The sequence below is a fragment of the Staphylococcus sp. HMSC036D05 genome, assembly GCF_001836225.1.
Taxonomy (GTDB): domain Bacteria; phylum Bacillota; class Bacilli; order Staphylococcales; family Staphylococcaceae; genus Staphylococcus; species Staphylococcus caprae.
The window spans coordinates 220,127-236,773 of sequence record NZ_KV827781.1 but is presented as its reverse complement, the minus strand read 5'-3'; the positions used below and the strand labels follow the sequence as shown (position 1 = coordinate 236,773).

The following is a 16,647-nucleotide window of genomic DNA, read 5'->3' as shown; positions in this document are numbered from 1 at the left end:
TATTATTACGCTTTTCAATTTCACTATATTTACATTCTACTTTTATTCTTATTTACGATAAGTTGTAAATAGTATTTTTGCAATTCTACATCACCTATACGAGATGCTTCTCTTAATTTATGATTTAATGCTTCAATTGACTCTTCGCCACTATTGCTATTAATAATGTCTATGTAGTCCTCTATTTCATTTTCATAAGGTTCATCATTAAGATTATATTGTTCTAGTTCAATGAAAGCCTCTCTTAAATCATTAGATTCAATATATTGCATTACGTCACTTATACTATAATAATCTTGTTCTGAAAAATAGTCATGCAAAATATTAAATATACTCTTAAAATATTTATTTGTAAAGTCATCATTACTAATCTTTTGGTAATAATTTAAGAATGTATCTTTATCTTTCATAAAATGTTTAAGCAGTGCCCTTTCTGCTTTCTCATGCTTCGATAAACGATTAAATAATTGAGTATGTGCCTGTGATGAAGGACCATAAGTACCGTAATCCGCTGGTGGTGCTTGTGGCGTTGCATTTACGCCTACTTCATGTTGAATGGTTTCTGGATTTATTTTGAAAATGTCAGCCACATCGTGTATGAGTTTATTTCGAAGTATTGTTGATTGGACAAGTGAAATGTCATTCGTCGTTTCTTTAAAATATCTTTCGTAAGCTAAGTCATTATTATTGATTTCATCTTGATGTGTTTGAACTTTAAATAAAACGAATGATTTTTTATCTTTTTGAACAAAATTTAAAAATGTGTCATTACCATATTTTCCAATATATTCATCTGGATCCATTCCAGAAGGTAATTGAACGACATACACATTTAAACCTTGTTGTAAAAGCGTTTGTCCAGTTTTCAAAGTAGCCTCTTTACCGGCGAAATCTCCATCAAACATTAATGTGATATTATGTGTTAATTTCTTAAGAAATGTAACATGTTCTTGAGACAATTGTGTCCCCATGCTTGCTACAACTTGTTTTAAACCGGCATAATCTGACTTAATAACATCCATAAATCCTTCGAGTAGAATAATTTCATCATTTTTTCGTATTGATTTACGGGCTTTATCTAAATTATATAAGAGTCTTCGTTTTTGAAAGATAGGCGTTTCTGGACTATTTAAATATTTAGGTTCTTGTCCAGTATATGTTCTTCCTGAATAACCAACAATTCGTCCTTGGGCATTTTTTAAAGGGAACATGATTCTATTTCTGAATCTATCATAATAACTGAAATTCTCTTCGTTACGAGATAACAAACCAGCTTCATAAGCAAGTTCTATATCATAACCCTTTTTCTCTAGAAAGTCATGACAAAAGTGTGAGTTATCTGGAGCGAACCCAATCTCTCTTTCTTTAATTAATTCATCAGTAAACCCACGTTCTCTTAAATAATTTAATGCTTCTTCGCCTTCTACAGTCTTCATTAGAGCATAATGGTAATATTCTTGAATAAGCTCATGCATCTCAATCATTTTCAGATCATCTGAGGCCATTTGAGATTCTTGATTCTGTTGTGTGTTGCCAATATCAACTTGTATATTGACACGTTCACCCAACTCTTTAACTGCTTCTACAAATGGTATATCTTTAATTTCTTGCGTAAATTGGAAAACATTGCCACCCTTTTTACAACCGAAGCAATGACATATTTGTTTATCCTCAGAAACTGTGAAAGAAGGTGTCTTTTCATCATGAAAAGGACACAAACCAATGTAATTGCGCCCTCTTTTTTCAAGTTTTACATATTCACTTACTAAATCTAAAATGTCTGTCTTATCTTTAATTTCATTAATGACCGATTGATCTATACGCAAAGGGAATCACCTATTAAGTATTAGTCATATCATTATATCTTTTTTACTAGGAAAATGAAATCATTTCGATTTACTTTCTTCAATTAAATATATAATATCATTTGCTGTTTCTTCAATAGCTTTATCTGTGACATCAATCACAGGGCAACCTACTTTAGAAACGAGCTCATCAAAGTAATCTAATTCTTCTTGAATACGTGCTTCTGTCGCATATCTAGCAGTATCTCCTAAACCTAGTTGTTTTAATCTTTCTTTACGGATACGATTAAGCTTTTCTTCACTAATTTTTAAAGCAATACATTTAGATGTATCTATTTCAAATAACGCATCTGGAGGTGTGACTTCAGGAACAATTGGAATGTTCATCACTTTATAACTTTTATGTGCCAAATATTGAGATAGCGGTGTTTTAGAAGTTCTTGAAATACCTAACAGTACAATATCTGCCTTAGGTAAACCTTTAGGATCTTTACCGTCATCATATTTAACTGCAAACTCAATTGCGTCAATCTTCTTAAAGTAAGCGTCATCTAGTCGATGTACGATACCTGGTTCGTAATAAGGCGTTTCATCAATTGACTCTGATAATAAATCCATTAATGGTCCCATGATATCAACTGATTTCAAAGAAAATTCTTCTACTTTGGCAAGCATATATTTCTTTATTTCTGGTTTAACTAATGTGTAAACAATGATAGCGCCTGTATCACGCGCAACTTGAATCACCTCTTCAACATTCTCAAAAGATTCAATGTAAGGATAGCGAAGGAATTCATGTTTACATTGTTTAGGATTAAACTGGGAAACACCTGCTCTAGCAACTAATTCTGCTGTTTCTCCTATCGAATCTGAGGCTACAATTATCTTTATATTATCCATGTATTTACCACCTATTCTTTAAATAATGATACGAATAATTTAGTTATCGTTGTTTTAGAAATTCGACCAGTGACTTCATATTTGTCATTGTCTTTTTTTCTAACAATGGGGAGTGCGTCAATTTCTTTTTCAATCATTTGATTGGCAGCATAAATGACGAGCTCGCTTTCTTCAAGAAATGTAATATGAGGCATTCGAGTCATATTTACGCTTATCGGCATTGTATGTATATCTTCGCCAATCATTGATGCCCTGAGTAAATCCTTTCTTGAACAAACGCCAATGAAATCATTGTCTTTATTTGTGATAAATAATGTACCTGCATCTTCTAAAAAGATTGTACAAATTGCATCATAAACAGACATTTCCTCTTTTAAAATTACAGGTTGAGACATATAATCTTTAACCACGTATTGTCTTAGTTGTTCATTAATAATTTTATTTTTAGATTTGCCCGAATAGTAATAACCGACTCTAGGTCTTGCTTCAATAAAACCTGACATTGTCAGTATTGCTAAGTCAGGACGTAAAGTAGCGCGAGTGAGATTGAGCTTTTCAGCAATCTGTTCACCCGTGATAGGTCCTTTGGTTTTGACGATATCAATAATTTGTTCCTGTCTTTTACTAAGTTCTATAGGTCCTCACCCCTCTTGAATACTTCTTATTATAACTTTTATTATAAATTGCTACAAATACATAGAAATACTTGCTATTAAAAAATCTTTCAATTAGAATAATGTTGAAGCGAGTTAAGGATGGTGTGAGCTTAACATTGATAAATTGGCGCATGACTAAATGAATGAAATAAAAGCGAGTGTCTACACTAATTTGGGTGGAACCGCGGGTTAAATGTAAGTAAACATTTGTATTTCATGTACAAATGACTAAAAATACTTTTAAACTCGTCCCAAGATAATATGACATATTTGATATGTATATTGTCTTGGGGCGTTTTTATGTGTAAGGAGAGTTTTTATGGTAAAAGATATGGAAACAATTGTTCAACTAGCGAAACATAGAGGTTTTGTCTTCCCAGGAAGTGACATCTATGGTGGTTTATCAAATACTTGGGATTACGGTCCTCTAGGTGTGGAACTTAAAAACAATATTAAAAAAGCATGGTGGCAAAAATTTATTACTCAATCACCTTATAATGTGGGTATTGACGCTGCTATCTTAATGAATCCTAAAACTTGGGAGGCATCAGGTCACTTAGGTAACTTTAATGATCCGATGATTGATAATAAAGACAGTAAAATTCGTTATCGTGCAGATAAATTAATTGAAGATTACATGCAAAAAGAAAAAGGCGACGAAAATTTCATTGCTGATGGATTAAGTTTTGATGAAATGAAGAAAATCATTGATGATGAAGGAATTGTTTGTCCAGTAAGTGGTACAGCGAATTGGACTGATATTCGTCAATTCAACTTAATGTTCAAAACATTCCAAGGTGTTACTGAAGATTCAACAAATGAATTATTCTTACGTCCTGAAACAGCACAGGGTATCTTCGTTAACTATAAAAATGTTCAACGTTCAATGCGTAAGAAATTGCCTTTTGGTATTGGCCAAATCGGTAAATCATTCCGTAATGAGATTACACCTGGTAACTTCATTTTCAGAACAAGAGAATTCGAACAAATGGAACTTGAATTCTTCTGTAAACCTGGTGAAGAAATTGAATGGCAAAACTTCTGGAAAACATTTGCAAGTCAATGGTTAAAAGATTTAAATATTACTGAAGAAAATATGCGTTTAAGAGACCATGATGAAGATGAATTATCTCACTACTCTAATGCGACAACTGATATTGAATACAGATTCCCATTTGGTTGGGGAGAACTATGGGGTATCGCAAGTCGTACGGACTTCGACTTACAAAAACATAGTGAACATTCAGGCGAAGATTTCAAATATCATGATCCAGAAACAAACGAGAAATACGTTCCATATTGTATCGAGCCTTCATTAGGTGCGGATCGTGTAACATTAGCCTTCTTATGTGATGCATATGAAGAAGAAGGTGTTGAAGGAAGTAAAGATGCACGTACGGTTATGCACTTCCACCCTGCTTTAGCACCATATAAAGCTGCAGTATTACCTTTAAGTAAGAAATTATCTAGTGAAGCAATTAAAATATTCGAACAATTGAGCCAAAACTTCTCTATTGATTTCGATGAATCACAATCAATTGGTAAACGTTATCGTCGTCAAGATGAAATTGGTACGCCATATTGTATTACATTTGATTTCGATTCACTAGAAGATAATCAAGTCACTGTACGTGATAGAGATTCAATGGAACAAGTACGTATGCCAATTTCAGAATTAGAAACATTCTTAGCTGAAAAAATTAAATTTTAGTATTAAATAATATTTCAAAGATAAATCATTATTTGCATTTACTCTCTTATCGAGCACATCTTTTGTGTTGCAGATAAGAGAGTTTTTTAAGTATGAAAAATCCACACTATGCCGCTTTTCTAAATAAAACGGTTTAGTGTGGATTGTTTTCTAGTCTTTTAAGTTGGTTAATTAACTTCTGGCTTTTAAAAAACATGCCGGCATATTCTCTGTAAAGCATAATAATGAGTTCTGACATTTCGTCTAAAATTTCTTGATGAATACTCAGAGAATTCATCTTATTGATAGGTAATTTTTGCAGTATATCTAATAGATAAAGCGAGCGATTTGTTAATTTCAAGGCGTGTGGGTCTTGATATGCTACTTCTTGAGAAATAGCTCCATCAAATTTGAAACTATAGCCCATTAATTTGGATTGGTCATCATTACCTGTTATGACGCAACGATTAAAAGAGGCAGTAAAACCAAATTTTGCCATACATTTCAATAGAACTACGATAGACATCAACTGAGCTGACGTGCCTTCGCTTATTTTCGTAAGTACAAAATGAAGAAGCTCGTAATTATATTTAGATACCTCATTTTCTTCCATTGATCTTTCAATTGTTTCTGCACATAAAGAAGCATAACTACTTTCATACAAATCTAATTGTAATTCATAGTGCTGGTTAATGACATCGACAGAATTTAAAGTTCCCATACCACGCCATTTATTATAAATAAATAAGCCATACACAAACATTTGTGTATGAGCTTGTAAACCAGATTTAACTTTTTTCGCACGTCGAGCCATTAAAGGTATTTTCGCACCATACTCATTTAAAATTGTAATGATTTTATCAGACTCACCATAATCAACCGATTTAATAATGATGCCCTTTTGTTTCATTAACATGATACATTCACCGACTCTCTAATGATCAATCTTGATCTTCAATATAGCCAATCTGGCGGATAAAGTTTACTTTATTTCTCCAATCACGTTGCACTTTAACCCATAGTTCTAAATATACTTTAGAACCAAGTAACATTTCTATATCGTGTCGTGCACGTTTTCCAACTTCTTTAAGTTTTTTACCGCCTTTACCAATGACAATGCCTTTTTGAGAATCACGCTCAACATATATTGTCGCTTCGATTCTGACTCTGTCTTCGTCTTCTTTTATCATTCGATCAACATTAACGCCAATTGCGTGCGGAATCTCTTCGCTTGTTAAATGTAAAATCTTTTCACGAATAATTTCACTCACTACAAACTGTTCTGGGTGATCAGAAATTTGGTCATCCGGATAATATTTTGGTCCTTCAGGTAGATACGATTTTAGCACATCGATAAAGTGATCAACATTTAACCCTTCAAGTGCTGAAATTGGAATAATATCTGTAAAGTCCATGTATTCTTTGTATTGTTCAATCTTTGGCATTAAAGCATCTGGATGCACAAGGTCTATTTTATTTAATACTAAAAAGATGGGTGTTTTAACATTCTTTAACATTTCCATGATATATTCATCACCACGGCCAATATCTTCATTTACATTGACCATGAACATAATGGCATCAATTTCGGAAAGTGTATTTTTAGCCACTCTCATCATATAGTCACCAAGTTTATGTTTTGGTTTGTGAATACCAGGTGTGTCTATAAAGATAATTTGAGCATCATCTCTTGTCATCACACCCTGAATTTTATTGCGCGTAGTTTGAGCTTTATCAGACATGATTGCAATTTTATGTCCTATCACTCTATTTACAAAGGTAGATTTACCAACATTAGGTCTACCAATGATTGAAACAAATCCTGATTTATGTTCTTCTGTCATTAATTTAAATCCTTTCTTGAAAATCCTAATGGTAATAGTTCGCTTACAGTCGATTCTATCATTTCGCCTTTGTGATTAGTCATATATACTGGCATATCGTCATCGCAAAGTTCTTTCAATACTTGTCTACAAGCACCACAAGGAGAGGATGGTTGATCTGCGTCAACCGTCACTGTAATAGATTCGAAATCTCCAGGTCTATAACCTTCTGAAATAGCTGCGACTAAGCTAGAACGTTCTGCACAAATGCCTAAGGAGTATGCCGCATTCTCAACATTTGCACCGTGAAACGTGCGTCCATCTTTGGTTCTTAAATAAGCCCCAACTTTAAAATGACTATAAGGCGCATATGCATTATTTTGTGCCTCCCTAACTTCTTTAAAATAATGCGATTGATAGCTCATTTATTTTCCCCCTAAAATAAACTTAAAATATGTGGTACGAAAACGATTAATCCAATACACATGGCTAAAACGGATACAATTACTACACTAAACGCTGCGATATCTTTGGCATGTTTAGCATATTCATGATATTCAGTAGTAACTAAATCGACCACAAACTCGATTGAAGTGTTAATGGCTTCTAAACTCAATACTAAAGCAATAGCAAGTAATACAAACATCCACTCTGAACGATTAATATGAAATATAAATCCCATTATGATAGCAATAATTCCAGCTAATATATGGAGTAAGAAATTTTGGTCTTTTTTTAAAATGGCTGTAAAACCATCGTAAGCATATTTGAAACGTCTCATTACTAGTCTCTAGTCAATCCGTAAGAATTTAGAATTGCATCTTGTCGACCAAACATTTCTTTTTCGTCATCTTCTGTCATATGATCATACCCTAATAAATGTAAGAATCCATGTAACGCTAAAAATCCTAATTCACGTTCAAAAGAATGGCCATAACTTTCTGCTTGTTCTTGCGCAACATCAGTGCAAATAATTATGTCTCCAAGTACGCGTGGAATTTCTAAGTCATTCATATCTATATCAGGTTCATCTTCTTCTAAAGCAAATGAAATGACATCAGTCACTTTATCTTTATCTCTATAGACTTTATTGATGTTTTGAATTTCATCTTTATCTACGAAGGTAACTGATAGTTCTGCGTCACTTTCTATATTTTCCTGTTTTTTAGCAAAGGTTAGTAAAGAATCAATTTGTTCATACCATTCATCTTTGACTAAATCAGTGTGGTCGCTAAAATCTATAGTAAACATTTAATCAACTCCTTCGTAACGATCAATAATTTTACTTACTAGTGGATGTCTCACTACGTCACTTTGGTCTAATTTCATAATACTTATACCATTGACACCGTACAGTTTTTTAATTGCTTCTTTCAAGCCACTCTTCACGCCTTTAGGTAAGTCAATTTGAGTTTGATCCCCAGTAACAACCATTTTAGAACCGAAACCTAAACGTGTTAAGAACATTTTCATTTGAGCGTGCGTTGTATTTTGTGCTTCATCTAAGATGACAAACGCATCATCAAGCGTTCTTCCTCTCATGTAAGCAAGTGGCGCAATTTCAATAATTCCTCTTTCTATAAATCTTTCTGTTTGTTCTCTTCCTAATACAGTATTTAATCCATCATAAAGCGGACGTAAATAAGGATCTACTTTTTCTTTTAAATCACCTGGTAGGAAACCAAGTGATTCTCCAGCTTCAACTGCTGGTCTTGTTAGAACGATACGTTTAACGGTACCTTTACGTAATTGCTTGGCAGCGTAAACAACTGCTAAAAATGTCTTGCCGGTACCTGCTGGTCCTATACCAAATACTAAGTCATTTCTTTTCATAGCATTGATATACATTCGTTGACCCATTGTTTTGGCACGAATCGTTTTACCGAATGCATCTTTTGTAATTTCTTCATCGTATAAATCTAAAAGGTGCTGAATCGTGTTATTATCTGCCATTTTAATAGCAGCTTCTACATCTTTAAGTGTAATTGTATTTCCCAATTCTATAACTTTTAATAAATTGGTAAGAACTAATTCTGCTTTTTCTACATGCTCTAACTTTTCACCTTTAACGGCAATTTCTTGTCCTCTAGCATGTATGACGACATCAAAGTTGTCTTCAATAGTTTTAAGATGCTCATCATTATTCCCCATTAAAGCTTGTGATTGATTAATGTCGTCAATTTGAATTATTCCTGGCATAAACGCGCTCCTTTTCAAGTTACGATAGTTAATATTATTGATTACGTAATATAATTAAATGTGTTGAATTCCATATTCATTATATCACGCTTGTTCTACTAATTAATGTGATTATGCTTTAAATCAAAGTTGAAATTTATAACGTTTGATATAACATCTATCTCATTAAAAATTTTACTAAACTCCTACAATTTAGACAAACTAAAAAGAGAGTAAAACTGTACTCATTTGGAAAAAATGAATACAAAGTTTTACTCTCCTAGTTTTAACTTATAATTAAATAATGATGTTATTAAATTAAAAGCGTCATTTAAAGTTGTTTCGGTTCACTTAGAATTTCTGACCATATTAAACCGTTGATGACCTCATCGTTGTCAAATTTGAAAGCTGAATGAGACATACTTCGTTCAACATTTTGAGAATTCAGTAGCTGTTTTAAGCGATAACGTTTTGTTCTTTCTGATAAATATTTATCTTTAATAATATCTCTCGCTTTTTTCTCAATCATTTCTAGTTGTTTTTCTTTTTCTCTATCAATCTCACTACGAACGTTTTTTAAATCCTCAGTTAAACTAGCTTCAAGTTCTTTTCTTAGTTTTTCAGCACTTTCGTCTCTTGATGTTGTGGCAACAGGTTGAGGTCTGTTGTTCTCATTGTTGTATGGTGTTGGATCTGGTTTAGGATGTGTATGAGTTTGTGACGGCGTGGTTGTTTCTTTATATGGTCTATCTTCTTCCTCATCTAAATCTTTATTTATAGGAGGAAGTGTTTCTTCAAAGTCTTTACGTTGTTTCTTTTCAGTTTCACCATTTAATTCATCATTAAGTTCCTTAAAAGTTTTCTCAAATTCTTCAAAGAAACCACCCTTTTTAGGTTGTTGTTCGCCTTGTGATTTCTGAGGTGGTCTTTGATTTTGTCTGTCTTCGTGGCTCTTGTCACGAATCGCACTAATGGCTGTAACAATTATTGATATTATAAATATTATAATACCGATACTCATCTAATCACCTCATTATATTATTGTTCTGGTGATTCATCATCATTTTGATCAGTACGTTTGTTAATCGCTTTTCTCATGCCAGTATCTGCTTCGATATTCTTCAGATTATAATAATCTTTAACTCCGATATTACCTGATCTTAATGCTTCAGCCATAGCTAATGGTACTTCTGATTCTGCTTCAACAACTTTAGCTCTCATTTCTTGTACTCTAGCTTTCATTTCTTGTTCAGATGCTACAGCCATAGCGCGACGTTCTTCGGCTTTAGCCTGTGCGATATTCTTATCTGCAAGTGCTTGTTCAGTTTGTAAATCAGCACCAATATTTTTACTAATATCAACATCTGCAATATCGATAGATAATATTTCAAATGCAGTTCCAGAGTCTAACCCTTTACTTAATACAGTTTTAGAGATGTTGTCCGGATTTTCAAGAACTTCGGTATGATGTTCACTTGAACCAATAGTAGAAACGATACCTTCACCAACACGGGCGATAATTGTTTCTTCACCAGCACCACCGACTAATCTAGCAATGTTAGCACGTACTGTGATTCGGGCTTTTGCTTTAACCTCGATACCATTCATTGCCACACCTGCGATAAATGGTGTTTCGATCACTTTAGGATTAACTGACATTTGAACAGCTTCAAGTACGTCACGACCTGCTAAATCGATAGCGGCACCACGTTCAAATGGTAAATCTATATCTGCGCGTTGTGCTGCAATATTTGCATCTACTACTCTATCAACGTTACCACCAGCTAAGTAATGTGATTCTAATTGATTTGTAGTTAACTTTAAGCCTGCTTTATGCGCTTTAATTAAAGGTGCTATGACCTTTCTTGGTGATACTCTTCTTAGTCGCATACCTACAAGTGTACCAATGCCGACATGAACGCCAGCTGCTAATGCAGAAATCCATAATCCTACTGGTACAAATGAAAATAGGATTAATAATGCAACTACGATAATTACAGCTATGATTATAAAACCAATACCAAACATTGAATCGCTCCTTAATATTATTCTATTTCTCTAACAACTACACGTGTACCTTCTACCTCAAGAATTTTTACTTGTCTATTACGTAAAATAAACGTGCCATCTGATACAGCATCTATTCTTTCATCGTCACAAGTGATAATTCCTGCAGGTCTAAGATCGGTAACTGTTCGAGCGGTTTTACCCACGAGATGAGAGCGGTCTTCATGTGAACGATAACCAGCCTCAGAATTTGTTGAATCTTTTAAGATTACTTTATCTAGAAATGGAATTTTTCTTTTGAAGATTTTCACTAATAACACCCACTCTATAATTGATAATATTAATGCAATCACTACATTACCAAGCATGAGTATAATATTATCACCTAGCATAATAATACTTAATGTAATAAGTGTCATACCAATAATGCCAATGACTGCACCAATAATAAACAGCTCTATAATAACTAGTATTACGCCTACTGTAAATAAGAGTACAGATAATACGTTGACATCCCCATTAATAAGGAATCCTAAAAATAGTAATAATAATGCTAATGAAGCAATGATTCCTATGATATTAATACGTTTTGAATATAATTGGTATAGAAAACCTAGGAAGATAATACATGTAAGTATTAGCGAAACGAAAGGTTGAGTTATCATATGCGCAATATGATCAACCCAATTATTTCCACTAGTAAGTTTCGTTAAAAGCAACGTATGTATTAGATTGGAGTAATTCACTATTTCACCTCACCCTCATTATGATTATACATGAAAACGCCCACATTATATAGCATTTCACTAATATATAAATTGCTAAATTGTAGAAAAGTAATTTAATTTGAAGTAGTTTAATAATATTTGATTAATTTTCTGAAAAATAAAAAGTATAAGAATTGGGAGCTGTCTATTGAAGAGTTTTATAAAAAGTAACATCGAAATAGGAAAAAAGTTTATAAAAAAACCCTAGTTATAAAAACTAGGGCGATATTTATAATTAACATTCGTGTTGAGGGAGTCAACAGAGCTATTAATTATTTGAATTTACGTTTACGTGCAGCTTCTGATTTCTTTTTACGTTTAACGCTTGGTTTTTCGTAAAATTCACGTTTACGTACTTCTTGAATTGTTCCACTTTTTGATACTGAACGTTTAAATCTACGTAAAGCATCTTCTAGTGATTCGTTTTTACGTACTACTGTTTTAGACATCTGTATTTCCCTCCCTCCAAATATCAACGGAACTTTATAGTCGATGCACAGTAAAAACTATGCAACTATTAGTATAATATAACTCAAATTGGTGGTCAATTAGTAAAATTTACATTTTTTAAATATTTAGACAAGTACTTCTTCTTCTGATTTATTCGTTGCATGTTCAACCACGCGAATGGCTTTACCATCATTTAGTGGATAATCTGCTTTAAGTATTTTTACTTTAACAATTTGTCCAATTAATGATTCGTCACCTTCAAATTGAACTTTCATATAATTATCTGCATATCCAACTAATGTGTTAGGTTTTTCCCCTTGTTCTTCTGGTATCACTTCAAGAACTTCATTTTCAAATTTAGAGGCATATTCTTTAGCAAGTTGATTGCTAAGTGTAATTAATTTATGCACGCGTTCATTTTTAATTCCTTCATCAATTTGGTCATCCATTCGAGCTGCGGGTGTACCAATTCTTGGAGAATAAGGGAATACGTGTAATTCAGAAAATTGATGTTTGACGATGAAGTCGTAAGTTTCTTGGAATTCTTCTTCAGTCTCACCAGGGAAACCTACAATTACATCACTAGTAACAGCTAAATCTGGTAAAGCCTTGTGTAATTCAGTTAATCTTTCTGAAAAGCGTTCCATCGTATATTTACGTCTCATACGTTTTAATACACTGTCAGAACCTGATTGTAACGGTACGTGTAAATGTCTTACTACTTTATTTGAATTTCCAATGACTTCTATCACTTCATCAGTTAATTGACTTGCTTCAATAGATGAAATACGAATTCGTTCTAGGCCATCAATTTCGTCTAAATCTCTTAATAATTGAGCGAGATTATAGTTTTTTAAATCTTGACCATATCCGCCAGTGTGAATACCTGTTAAGACAATTTCTTTGTAGCCTGAGTTAACAAGTTGTGAAGCTTGTTCGACAACCTTTTCAGGATCTCTTGAGCGCATTAAACCACGAGCCCATGGAATGATACAGAACGTACAGAAATTATTGCATCCTTCTTGAATCTTTAATGAAGCTCTAGTTCTATCTGTAAAATAAGGAACTTCAAGTTCTTCGTATGTACGGTTCTTCATAATATTACCTACACCATTGATAGGTTGTCTTTCTTGTTGAAATTGATCTATATAATCAAGTAATTTATGACGGTCTTGTGTTCCTACAACGACATCAACGCCAGGAATTTCCATAATTTCAGCTGAAGAAGTTTGTGCGTAACAACCTGTCACACAGACAACAGCTTCTGGGTTTTGTCTAATTGCACGACGAATAATTTGTCTACTTTTCTTATCACCAGTATTGGTTACTGTACAAGTATTGATTACAAATACATCCGCATTTGTTTCAAAATCTACTCTATCATAATCTGCTTCTTTAAATAATTGCCAAATTGCTTCAGTTTCATAGTGGTTTACTTTACAACCTAATGTATGAAATGCAACTGTTGACATAGTCTTCACCCCAATAATTCTTTTTCAAAACTAACTGCACTTAAAGCATATAGAGGCGCAGTTTCTGCCCGTAAAATGCGTGGGCCTAAACCAACAAGTGTACTATGCTCTTGGAATAACGACACTTCTTTATCTGATAGTCCACCTTCAGGCCCAAATATCATTAAAACACGATCTTGTGCTTCAAATTGTTTTAAAATATGTTTAAAATGACTTAAATCTCCATGCTTCGCTTGTTCTTCGTATGCAATTAGAACGTAGTCATAATGATTTATCATATCATAAATTGCTTTTAAATTCGACTTAAAATAGATATTGGGAATAGTTAATCTATAACTTTGTTCGGCTGCTTCTTTAATAATCTTTTGCCATCTATCTATTTTTTTAGCTACTTTAGATTCATTTAATTTTACGACTGAGCGATCCATTCCCACGGCGATAAACTCGCTTGCACCCATTTCAGTAGCTTTCTGGATCATCCATTCATATTTATCTGCTTTAATCAAACCGCTACAAATAGTAATATGTTGAGGTAATTCAGTATTAATATCTTGTTTTTCATCTAATTGTAGTTCGATATTATTGTCGTTGATAGAGATAATTTCGCATTTATACACCTTTTTATCTGAAAAGGTAATAATGATATGATTACCTTCTTTATAACGCATTACATGAGTAATGTGATGTACATCTTCCCTATCTTCAATAAAAAAACGCTGATTTTCATCAGCGTTTTGATTAATAAAATACCTTTGCAAATTAATCACTCACTTTCTGACCAACTATACATACCCAACCGTTGTCATGTTCAACAGAAATGATATTAAAGCCAACACGCTTCATTTGAGATTCTATTTCTTCATATTTTTCTTCTATAATACCAGAAGTTATGAAATAACCTTCTTCAACTAAAGTATTATAAGCATCTTCAATCATTTCTTCAATAATGTGAGCAAGAATATTTGCTATAACAATGTTAAATTTTTTATCTTCATCTTGTAATAAATTACCTGGAACTGCTTCAATTGCGTTTTCACAGTGATTCTTCTTGAAATTTTCTTTTGCAACATTTACAGCCATTTCATCAATATCTAATGCTTTAATTCGTTTTACACCAATTAAATGACTTGCGATACTCAATATTCCAGAGCCTGTTCCAACATCTATCACAGAATCTGTAGGCTTGACATATTTTTCAATGGCTTTCAGACACATGCTTGTCGTAGGATGATCTCCAGTACCAAACGCCATGCCTGGATCTAGTTCAATACATAATTCATTATTACTTTCTTTTTCATATGTTTCCCAACTTGGAACTATTGTAAATCGTTCTGAAGCTTTAAATGGATGAAAATAGTTCTTCCATTCATTAGCCCAATCTACTTCAGCGATTTCTTTTTCCGAAAACGTAACTATATTTTTATCTAATTCTGGAAGGTTCAGAACTGCGTTTTTAATATTAGTTCTAAGCGTGTCATCAAAAGTGAGTTCATTGAAATACGCTTTTAATCTGACGCCTTGATCAGGATAGTAATCAGGGTTTAATTCATAAATTTCTCCAAATTTATCAGCAGGTTGATTCACTAAATCTTTGGAGTCTTCTATCACAACGCCATTAGAACCATGACTTTCAAGTATGTCTGTTACATCATATTCTACTTCGTGATTGACTACAATTGAGAGTTCCGTCCAATTCATTACTTATTCTCCTTTGAAGAATCGTTTTGCTCTATCTTTAAAATTAGATGGCTGTTCATTCACTTCTTCACCATTAATTTCAGCAAATTCTTTCATGATTTCTTTTTGTCTGTCATTCATTTTAGTTGGAGTAACTACTTTAATATTTACAAATAAGTCACCGTGACCATAGCCATGAACGTTTTTAATACCTTTATCTTTAAGACGGAATTGTTTACCTGTTTGTGTTCCTGCAGGGATTGTAAGAACAACATTACTTTTTAATGTAGGTATTTTGATTTCGTCGCCTAAAGCAGCTTGAGGGAAACTTACGTTTAAATTATAGTATATGTCGTCTCCATCACGTTCAAACGTATCAGAAGGTTGAACTCTAAACACAACATATAAATCACCATGAGGACCACCGTTAATTCCAGGTGAACCTTCTCCAGCTAATCGAATTTGTTGTTCTGTATCCACACCTTCAGGTACAGTTACTTCTAATTTAACTGTTTTATTTTCAGTTCCTTTACCATGACATGTAGGACATGGTTCTTCAAATTCTTGTCCACTACCTTCACATTTAGGACAAACTTGTTCTGTGCGCACTCTACCTAGGATAGTATTTTGTTCCACAGATACGTGTCCTGCGCCGTTACAGTAACTACAAGTTTTCTTGCTTGTACCTGGTTTAGCACCTTCACCATCACATGTATGACATGTAACGTCTTTACGTATAGATATTTCTTTTTTAGTACCAAACACGGCCTCTTCGAACGTAACGGTCATAGTATATTGTAAATCATCACCTTTACGAGGTGCATTTGGATCTCTTTGTCTTGAACCACCACCGAAGAATGAACTGAAGATATCTTCGAATCCACCTCCGCTAAATCCGCCAAAGTCTGCACCACCGAAGCCTTGACTGCCAAATCCACCTTGAGGGCCTTCGTGACCAAATTGGTCATAGTTTGCACGTTTATTATCATCACTTAAGACTTCATAAGCTTCGGAGATTTCTTTAAATTTTTCATCTGCGCCTTCTTCTTTATTGATGTCAGGATGATATTTTTTGGATAATTTACGGTAAGCTTTTTTGATTTCGTCCTTAGAAGCGCTTTTACTTACGCCTAAGACCTCATAATAGTCTCTTTTGGCCACAACTATCTCTCCTTTTATACGTTTAACAAGATTAGTTTATCTAATTCACTCTAACTATCCA

General features: G+C 33.4%; 18 protein-coding genes. 1 reads left to right on the top strand and 17 read right to left on the bottom strand.

What is annotated here, in order from left to right:
• Positions 1-29: 29 nt before the first annotated feature.
• The 3 genes from dnaG to HMPREF2580_RS05840 are packed head-to-tail and all read right to left on the bottom strand — an operon-like array spanning position 30 to position 3,340.
• Positions 30-1,826, bottom strand: coding sequence for a DNA primase (gene dnaG / locus HMPREF2580_RS05850; RefSeq protein WP_070831091.1), 1,797 nt, complete (start codon positions 1,824-1,826; stop codon positions 30-32).
• Positions 1,827-1,886: 60 nt separating this feature from the next.
• A complete protein-coding gene (locus tag HMPREF2580_RS05845; RefSeq protein WP_070831088.1) occupies positions 1,887-2,705 on the bottom strand; it encodes a pyruvate, water dikinase regulatory protein in 819 nt (272 codons plus the stop codon).
• Positions 2,706-2,716: 11 nt separating this feature from the next.
• Complete coding sequence (locus HMPREF2580_RS05840; RefSeq protein ID WP_080981459.1) at positions 2,717-3,340, bottom strand: transcriptional regulator CcpN; 624 nt, start codon at positions 3,338-3,340, stop codon at positions 2,717-2,719.
• Positions 3,341-3,680: 340 nt separating this feature from the next.
• Between HMPREF2580_RS05840 and HMPREF2580_RS05835 the strand changes: the two genes are divergently transcribed.
• Positions 3,681-5,072, top strand: coding sequence for a glycine--tRNA ligase (locus tag HMPREF2580_RS05835; RefSeq protein ID WP_070831085.1), 1,392 nt, complete (start codon positions 3,681-3,683; stop codon positions 5,070-5,072).
• A gap of 133 nt (positions 5,073-5,205) precedes the next feature.
• Here the strand turns inward: HMPREF2580_RS05835 and recO are convergent, their stop codons facing one another.
• The 14 genes from recO to dnaJ all read right to left on the bottom strand — a co-directional run bounded on the left by recO (position 5,206) and on the right by dnaJ (position 16,586).
• Complete coding sequence (gene recO / locus HMPREF2580_RS05830; RefSeq protein ID WP_161792489.1) at positions 5,206-5,961, bottom strand: DNA repair protein RecO; 756 nt, start codon at positions 5,959-5,961, stop codon at positions 5,206-5,208.
• Between the two features lie 31 nt (positions 5,962-5,992).
• Complete coding sequence (era, locus tag HMPREF2580_RS05825) at positions 5,993-6,895, bottom strand: GTPase Era (protein ID WP_002443137.1); 903 nt, start codon at positions 6,893-6,895, stop codon at positions 5,993-5,995.
• Positions 6,895-7,299 carry a cytidine deaminase gene (cdd, locus tag HMPREF2580_RS05820; protein ID WP_002443139.1) on the bottom strand — a complete coding sequence of 135 codons (405 nt, stop codon included), beginning with the start codon at positions 7,297-7,299 and terminating at the stop codon, positions 6,895-6,897. Before cdd ends, era begins: the two co-directional genes overlap by 1 nt.
• 11 nt (positions 7,300-7,310) lie before the next feature.
• A complete protein-coding gene (locus HMPREF2580_RS05815; RefSeq protein ID WP_002443141.1) occupies positions 7,311-7,655 on the bottom strand; it encodes a diacylglycerol kinase family protein in 345 nt (114 codons plus the stop codon).
• A 2-nt stretch (positions 7,656-7,657) separates the two neighbouring features.
• On the bottom strand, positions 7,658-8,125 hold the full coding sequence (gene ybeY / locus HMPREF2580_RS05810) for an rRNA maturation RNase YbeY (RefSeq protein WP_002443144.1): 468 nt from the start codon (positions 8,123-8,125) through the stop codon (positions 7,658-7,660).
• Positions 8,126-9,073, bottom strand: coding sequence for a PhoH family protein (locus HMPREF2580_RS05805; RefSeq protein ID WP_002443146.1), 948 nt, complete (start codon positions 9,071-9,073; stop codon positions 8,126-8,128).
• A 310-nt stretch (positions 9,074-9,383) separates the two neighbouring features.
• A complete protein-coding gene (locus HMPREF2580_RS05800; RefSeq protein ID WP_070831082.1) occupies positions 9,384-10,073 on the bottom strand; it encodes an iron transporter in 690 nt (229 codons plus the stop codon).
• Between the two features lie 17 nt (positions 10,074-10,090).
• Positions 10,091-11,080, bottom strand: a complete 990-nt coding sequence (gene floA, locus HMPREF2580_RS05795; RefSeq protein WP_070831079.1) for a flotillin-like protein FloA — start codon at positions 11,078-11,080, stop codon at positions 10,091-10,093.
• 17 nt (positions 11,081-11,097) lie between these two features.
• Positions 11,098-11,724 carry an NfeD family protein gene (locus HMPREF2580_RS05790; protein ID WP_371106730.1) on the bottom strand — a complete coding sequence of 209 codons (627 nt, stop codon included), beginning with the start codon at positions 11,722-11,724 and terminating at the stop codon, positions 11,098-11,100.
• 374 nt (positions 11,725-12,098) lie between these two features.
• Positions 12,099-12,275: a 30S ribosomal protein S21 gene (rpsU, locus tag HMPREF2580_RS05785; RefSeq protein ID WP_000048060.1), complete on the bottom strand. Its 177-nt coding sequence runs from the start codon at positions 12,273-12,275 to the stop codon at positions 12,099-12,101.
• Positions 12,276-12,401: 126 nt separating this feature from the next.
• On the bottom strand, positions 12,402-13,748 hold the full coding sequence (gene mtaB / locus HMPREF2580_RS05780) for a tRNA (N(6)-L-threonylcarbamoyladenosine(37)-C(2))-methylthiotransferase MtaB (RefSeq protein ID WP_070831073.1): 1,347 nt from the start codon (positions 13,746-13,748) through the stop codon (positions 12,402-12,404).
• 5 nt (positions 13,749-13,753) lie between these two features.
• Positions 13,754-14,506: a 16S rRNA (uracil(1498)-N(3))-methyltransferase gene (locus HMPREF2580_RS05775; protein ID WP_070831070.1), complete on the bottom strand. Its 753-nt coding sequence runs from the start codon at positions 14,504-14,506 to the stop codon at positions 13,754-13,756.
• A gap of 1 nt (position 14,507) precedes the next feature.
• A complete protein-coding gene (gene prmA / locus HMPREF2580_RS05770) occupies positions 14,508-15,446 on the bottom strand; it encodes a 50S ribosomal protein L11 methyltransferase (RefSeq protein WP_070831069.1) in 939 nt (312 codons plus the stop codon).
• A gap of 3 nt (positions 15,447-15,449) precedes the next feature.
• Complete coding sequence (dnaJ, locus tag HMPREF2580_RS05765; protein ID WP_070831065.1) at positions 15,450-16,586, bottom strand: molecular chaperone DnaJ; 1,137 nt, start codon at positions 16,584-16,586, stop codon at positions 15,450-15,452.
• Positions 16,587-16,647: the final 61 nt, after the last annotated feature.

Excerpts from the sequence above, each read along its gene's own strand:
- era (WP_002443137.1), bottom strand. The coding sequence starts at position 6,895 with ATGACAGAAGAACATAAATCAGGATTTGTTTCAATCATTGGTAGACCT.
- HMPREF2580_RS05790 (WP_371106730.1), bottom strand. The coding sequence starts at position 11,724 with ATGATAACTCAACCTTTCGTTTCGCTAATACTTACATGTATTATCTTC.
- HMPREF2580_RS05845 (WP_070831088.1), bottom strand. The coding sequence starts at position 2,705 with ATGGATAATATAAAGATAATTGTAGCCTCAGATTCGATAGGAGAAACA.
- HMPREF2580_RS05805 (WP_002443146.1), bottom strand. The coding sequence starts at position 9,073 with ATGCCAGGAATAATTCAAATTGACGACATTAATCAATCACAAGCTTTA.
- floA (WP_070831079.1), bottom strand. The coding sequence starts at position 11,080 with ATGTTTGGTATTGGTTTTATAATCATAGCTGTAATTATCGTAGTTGCA.
- prmA (WP_070831069.1), bottom strand. The coding sequence starts at position 15,446 with ATGAATTGGACGGAACTCTCAATTGTAGTCAATCACGAAGTAGAATAT.
- rpsU (WP_000048060.1), bottom strand. The coding sequence starts at position 12,275 with ATGTCTAAAACAGTAGTACGTAAAAACGAATCACTAGAAGATGCTTTA.
- HMPREF2580_RS05835 (WP_070831085.1), top strand. The coding sequence starts at position 3,681 with ATGGTAAAAGATATGGAAACAATTGTTCAACTAGCGAAACATAGAGGT.
- mtaB (WP_070831073.1), bottom strand. The coding sequence starts at position 13,748 with ATGTCAACAGTTGCATTTCATACATTAGGTTGTAAAGTAAACCACTAT.
- recO (WP_161792489.1), bottom strand. The coding sequence starts at position 5,961 with ATGAAACAAAAGGGCATCATTATTAAATCGGTTGATTATGGTGAGTCT.
- cdd (WP_002443139.1), bottom strand. The coding sequence starts at position 7,299 with ATGAGCTATCAATCGCATTATTTTAAAGAAGTTAGGGAGGCACAAAAT.
- ybeY (WP_002443144.1), bottom strand. The coding sequence starts at position 8,125 with ATGTTTACTATAGATTTTAGCGACCACACTGATTTAGTCAAAGATGAA.
- HMPREF2580_RS05800 (WP_070831082.1), bottom strand. The coding sequence starts at position 10,073 with ATGAGTATCGGTATTATAATATTTATAATATCAATAATTGTTACAGCC.
- HMPREF2580_RS05815 (WP_002443141.1), bottom strand. The coding sequence starts at position 7,655 with ATGAGACGTTTCAAATATGCTTACGATGGTTTTACAGCCATTTTAAAA.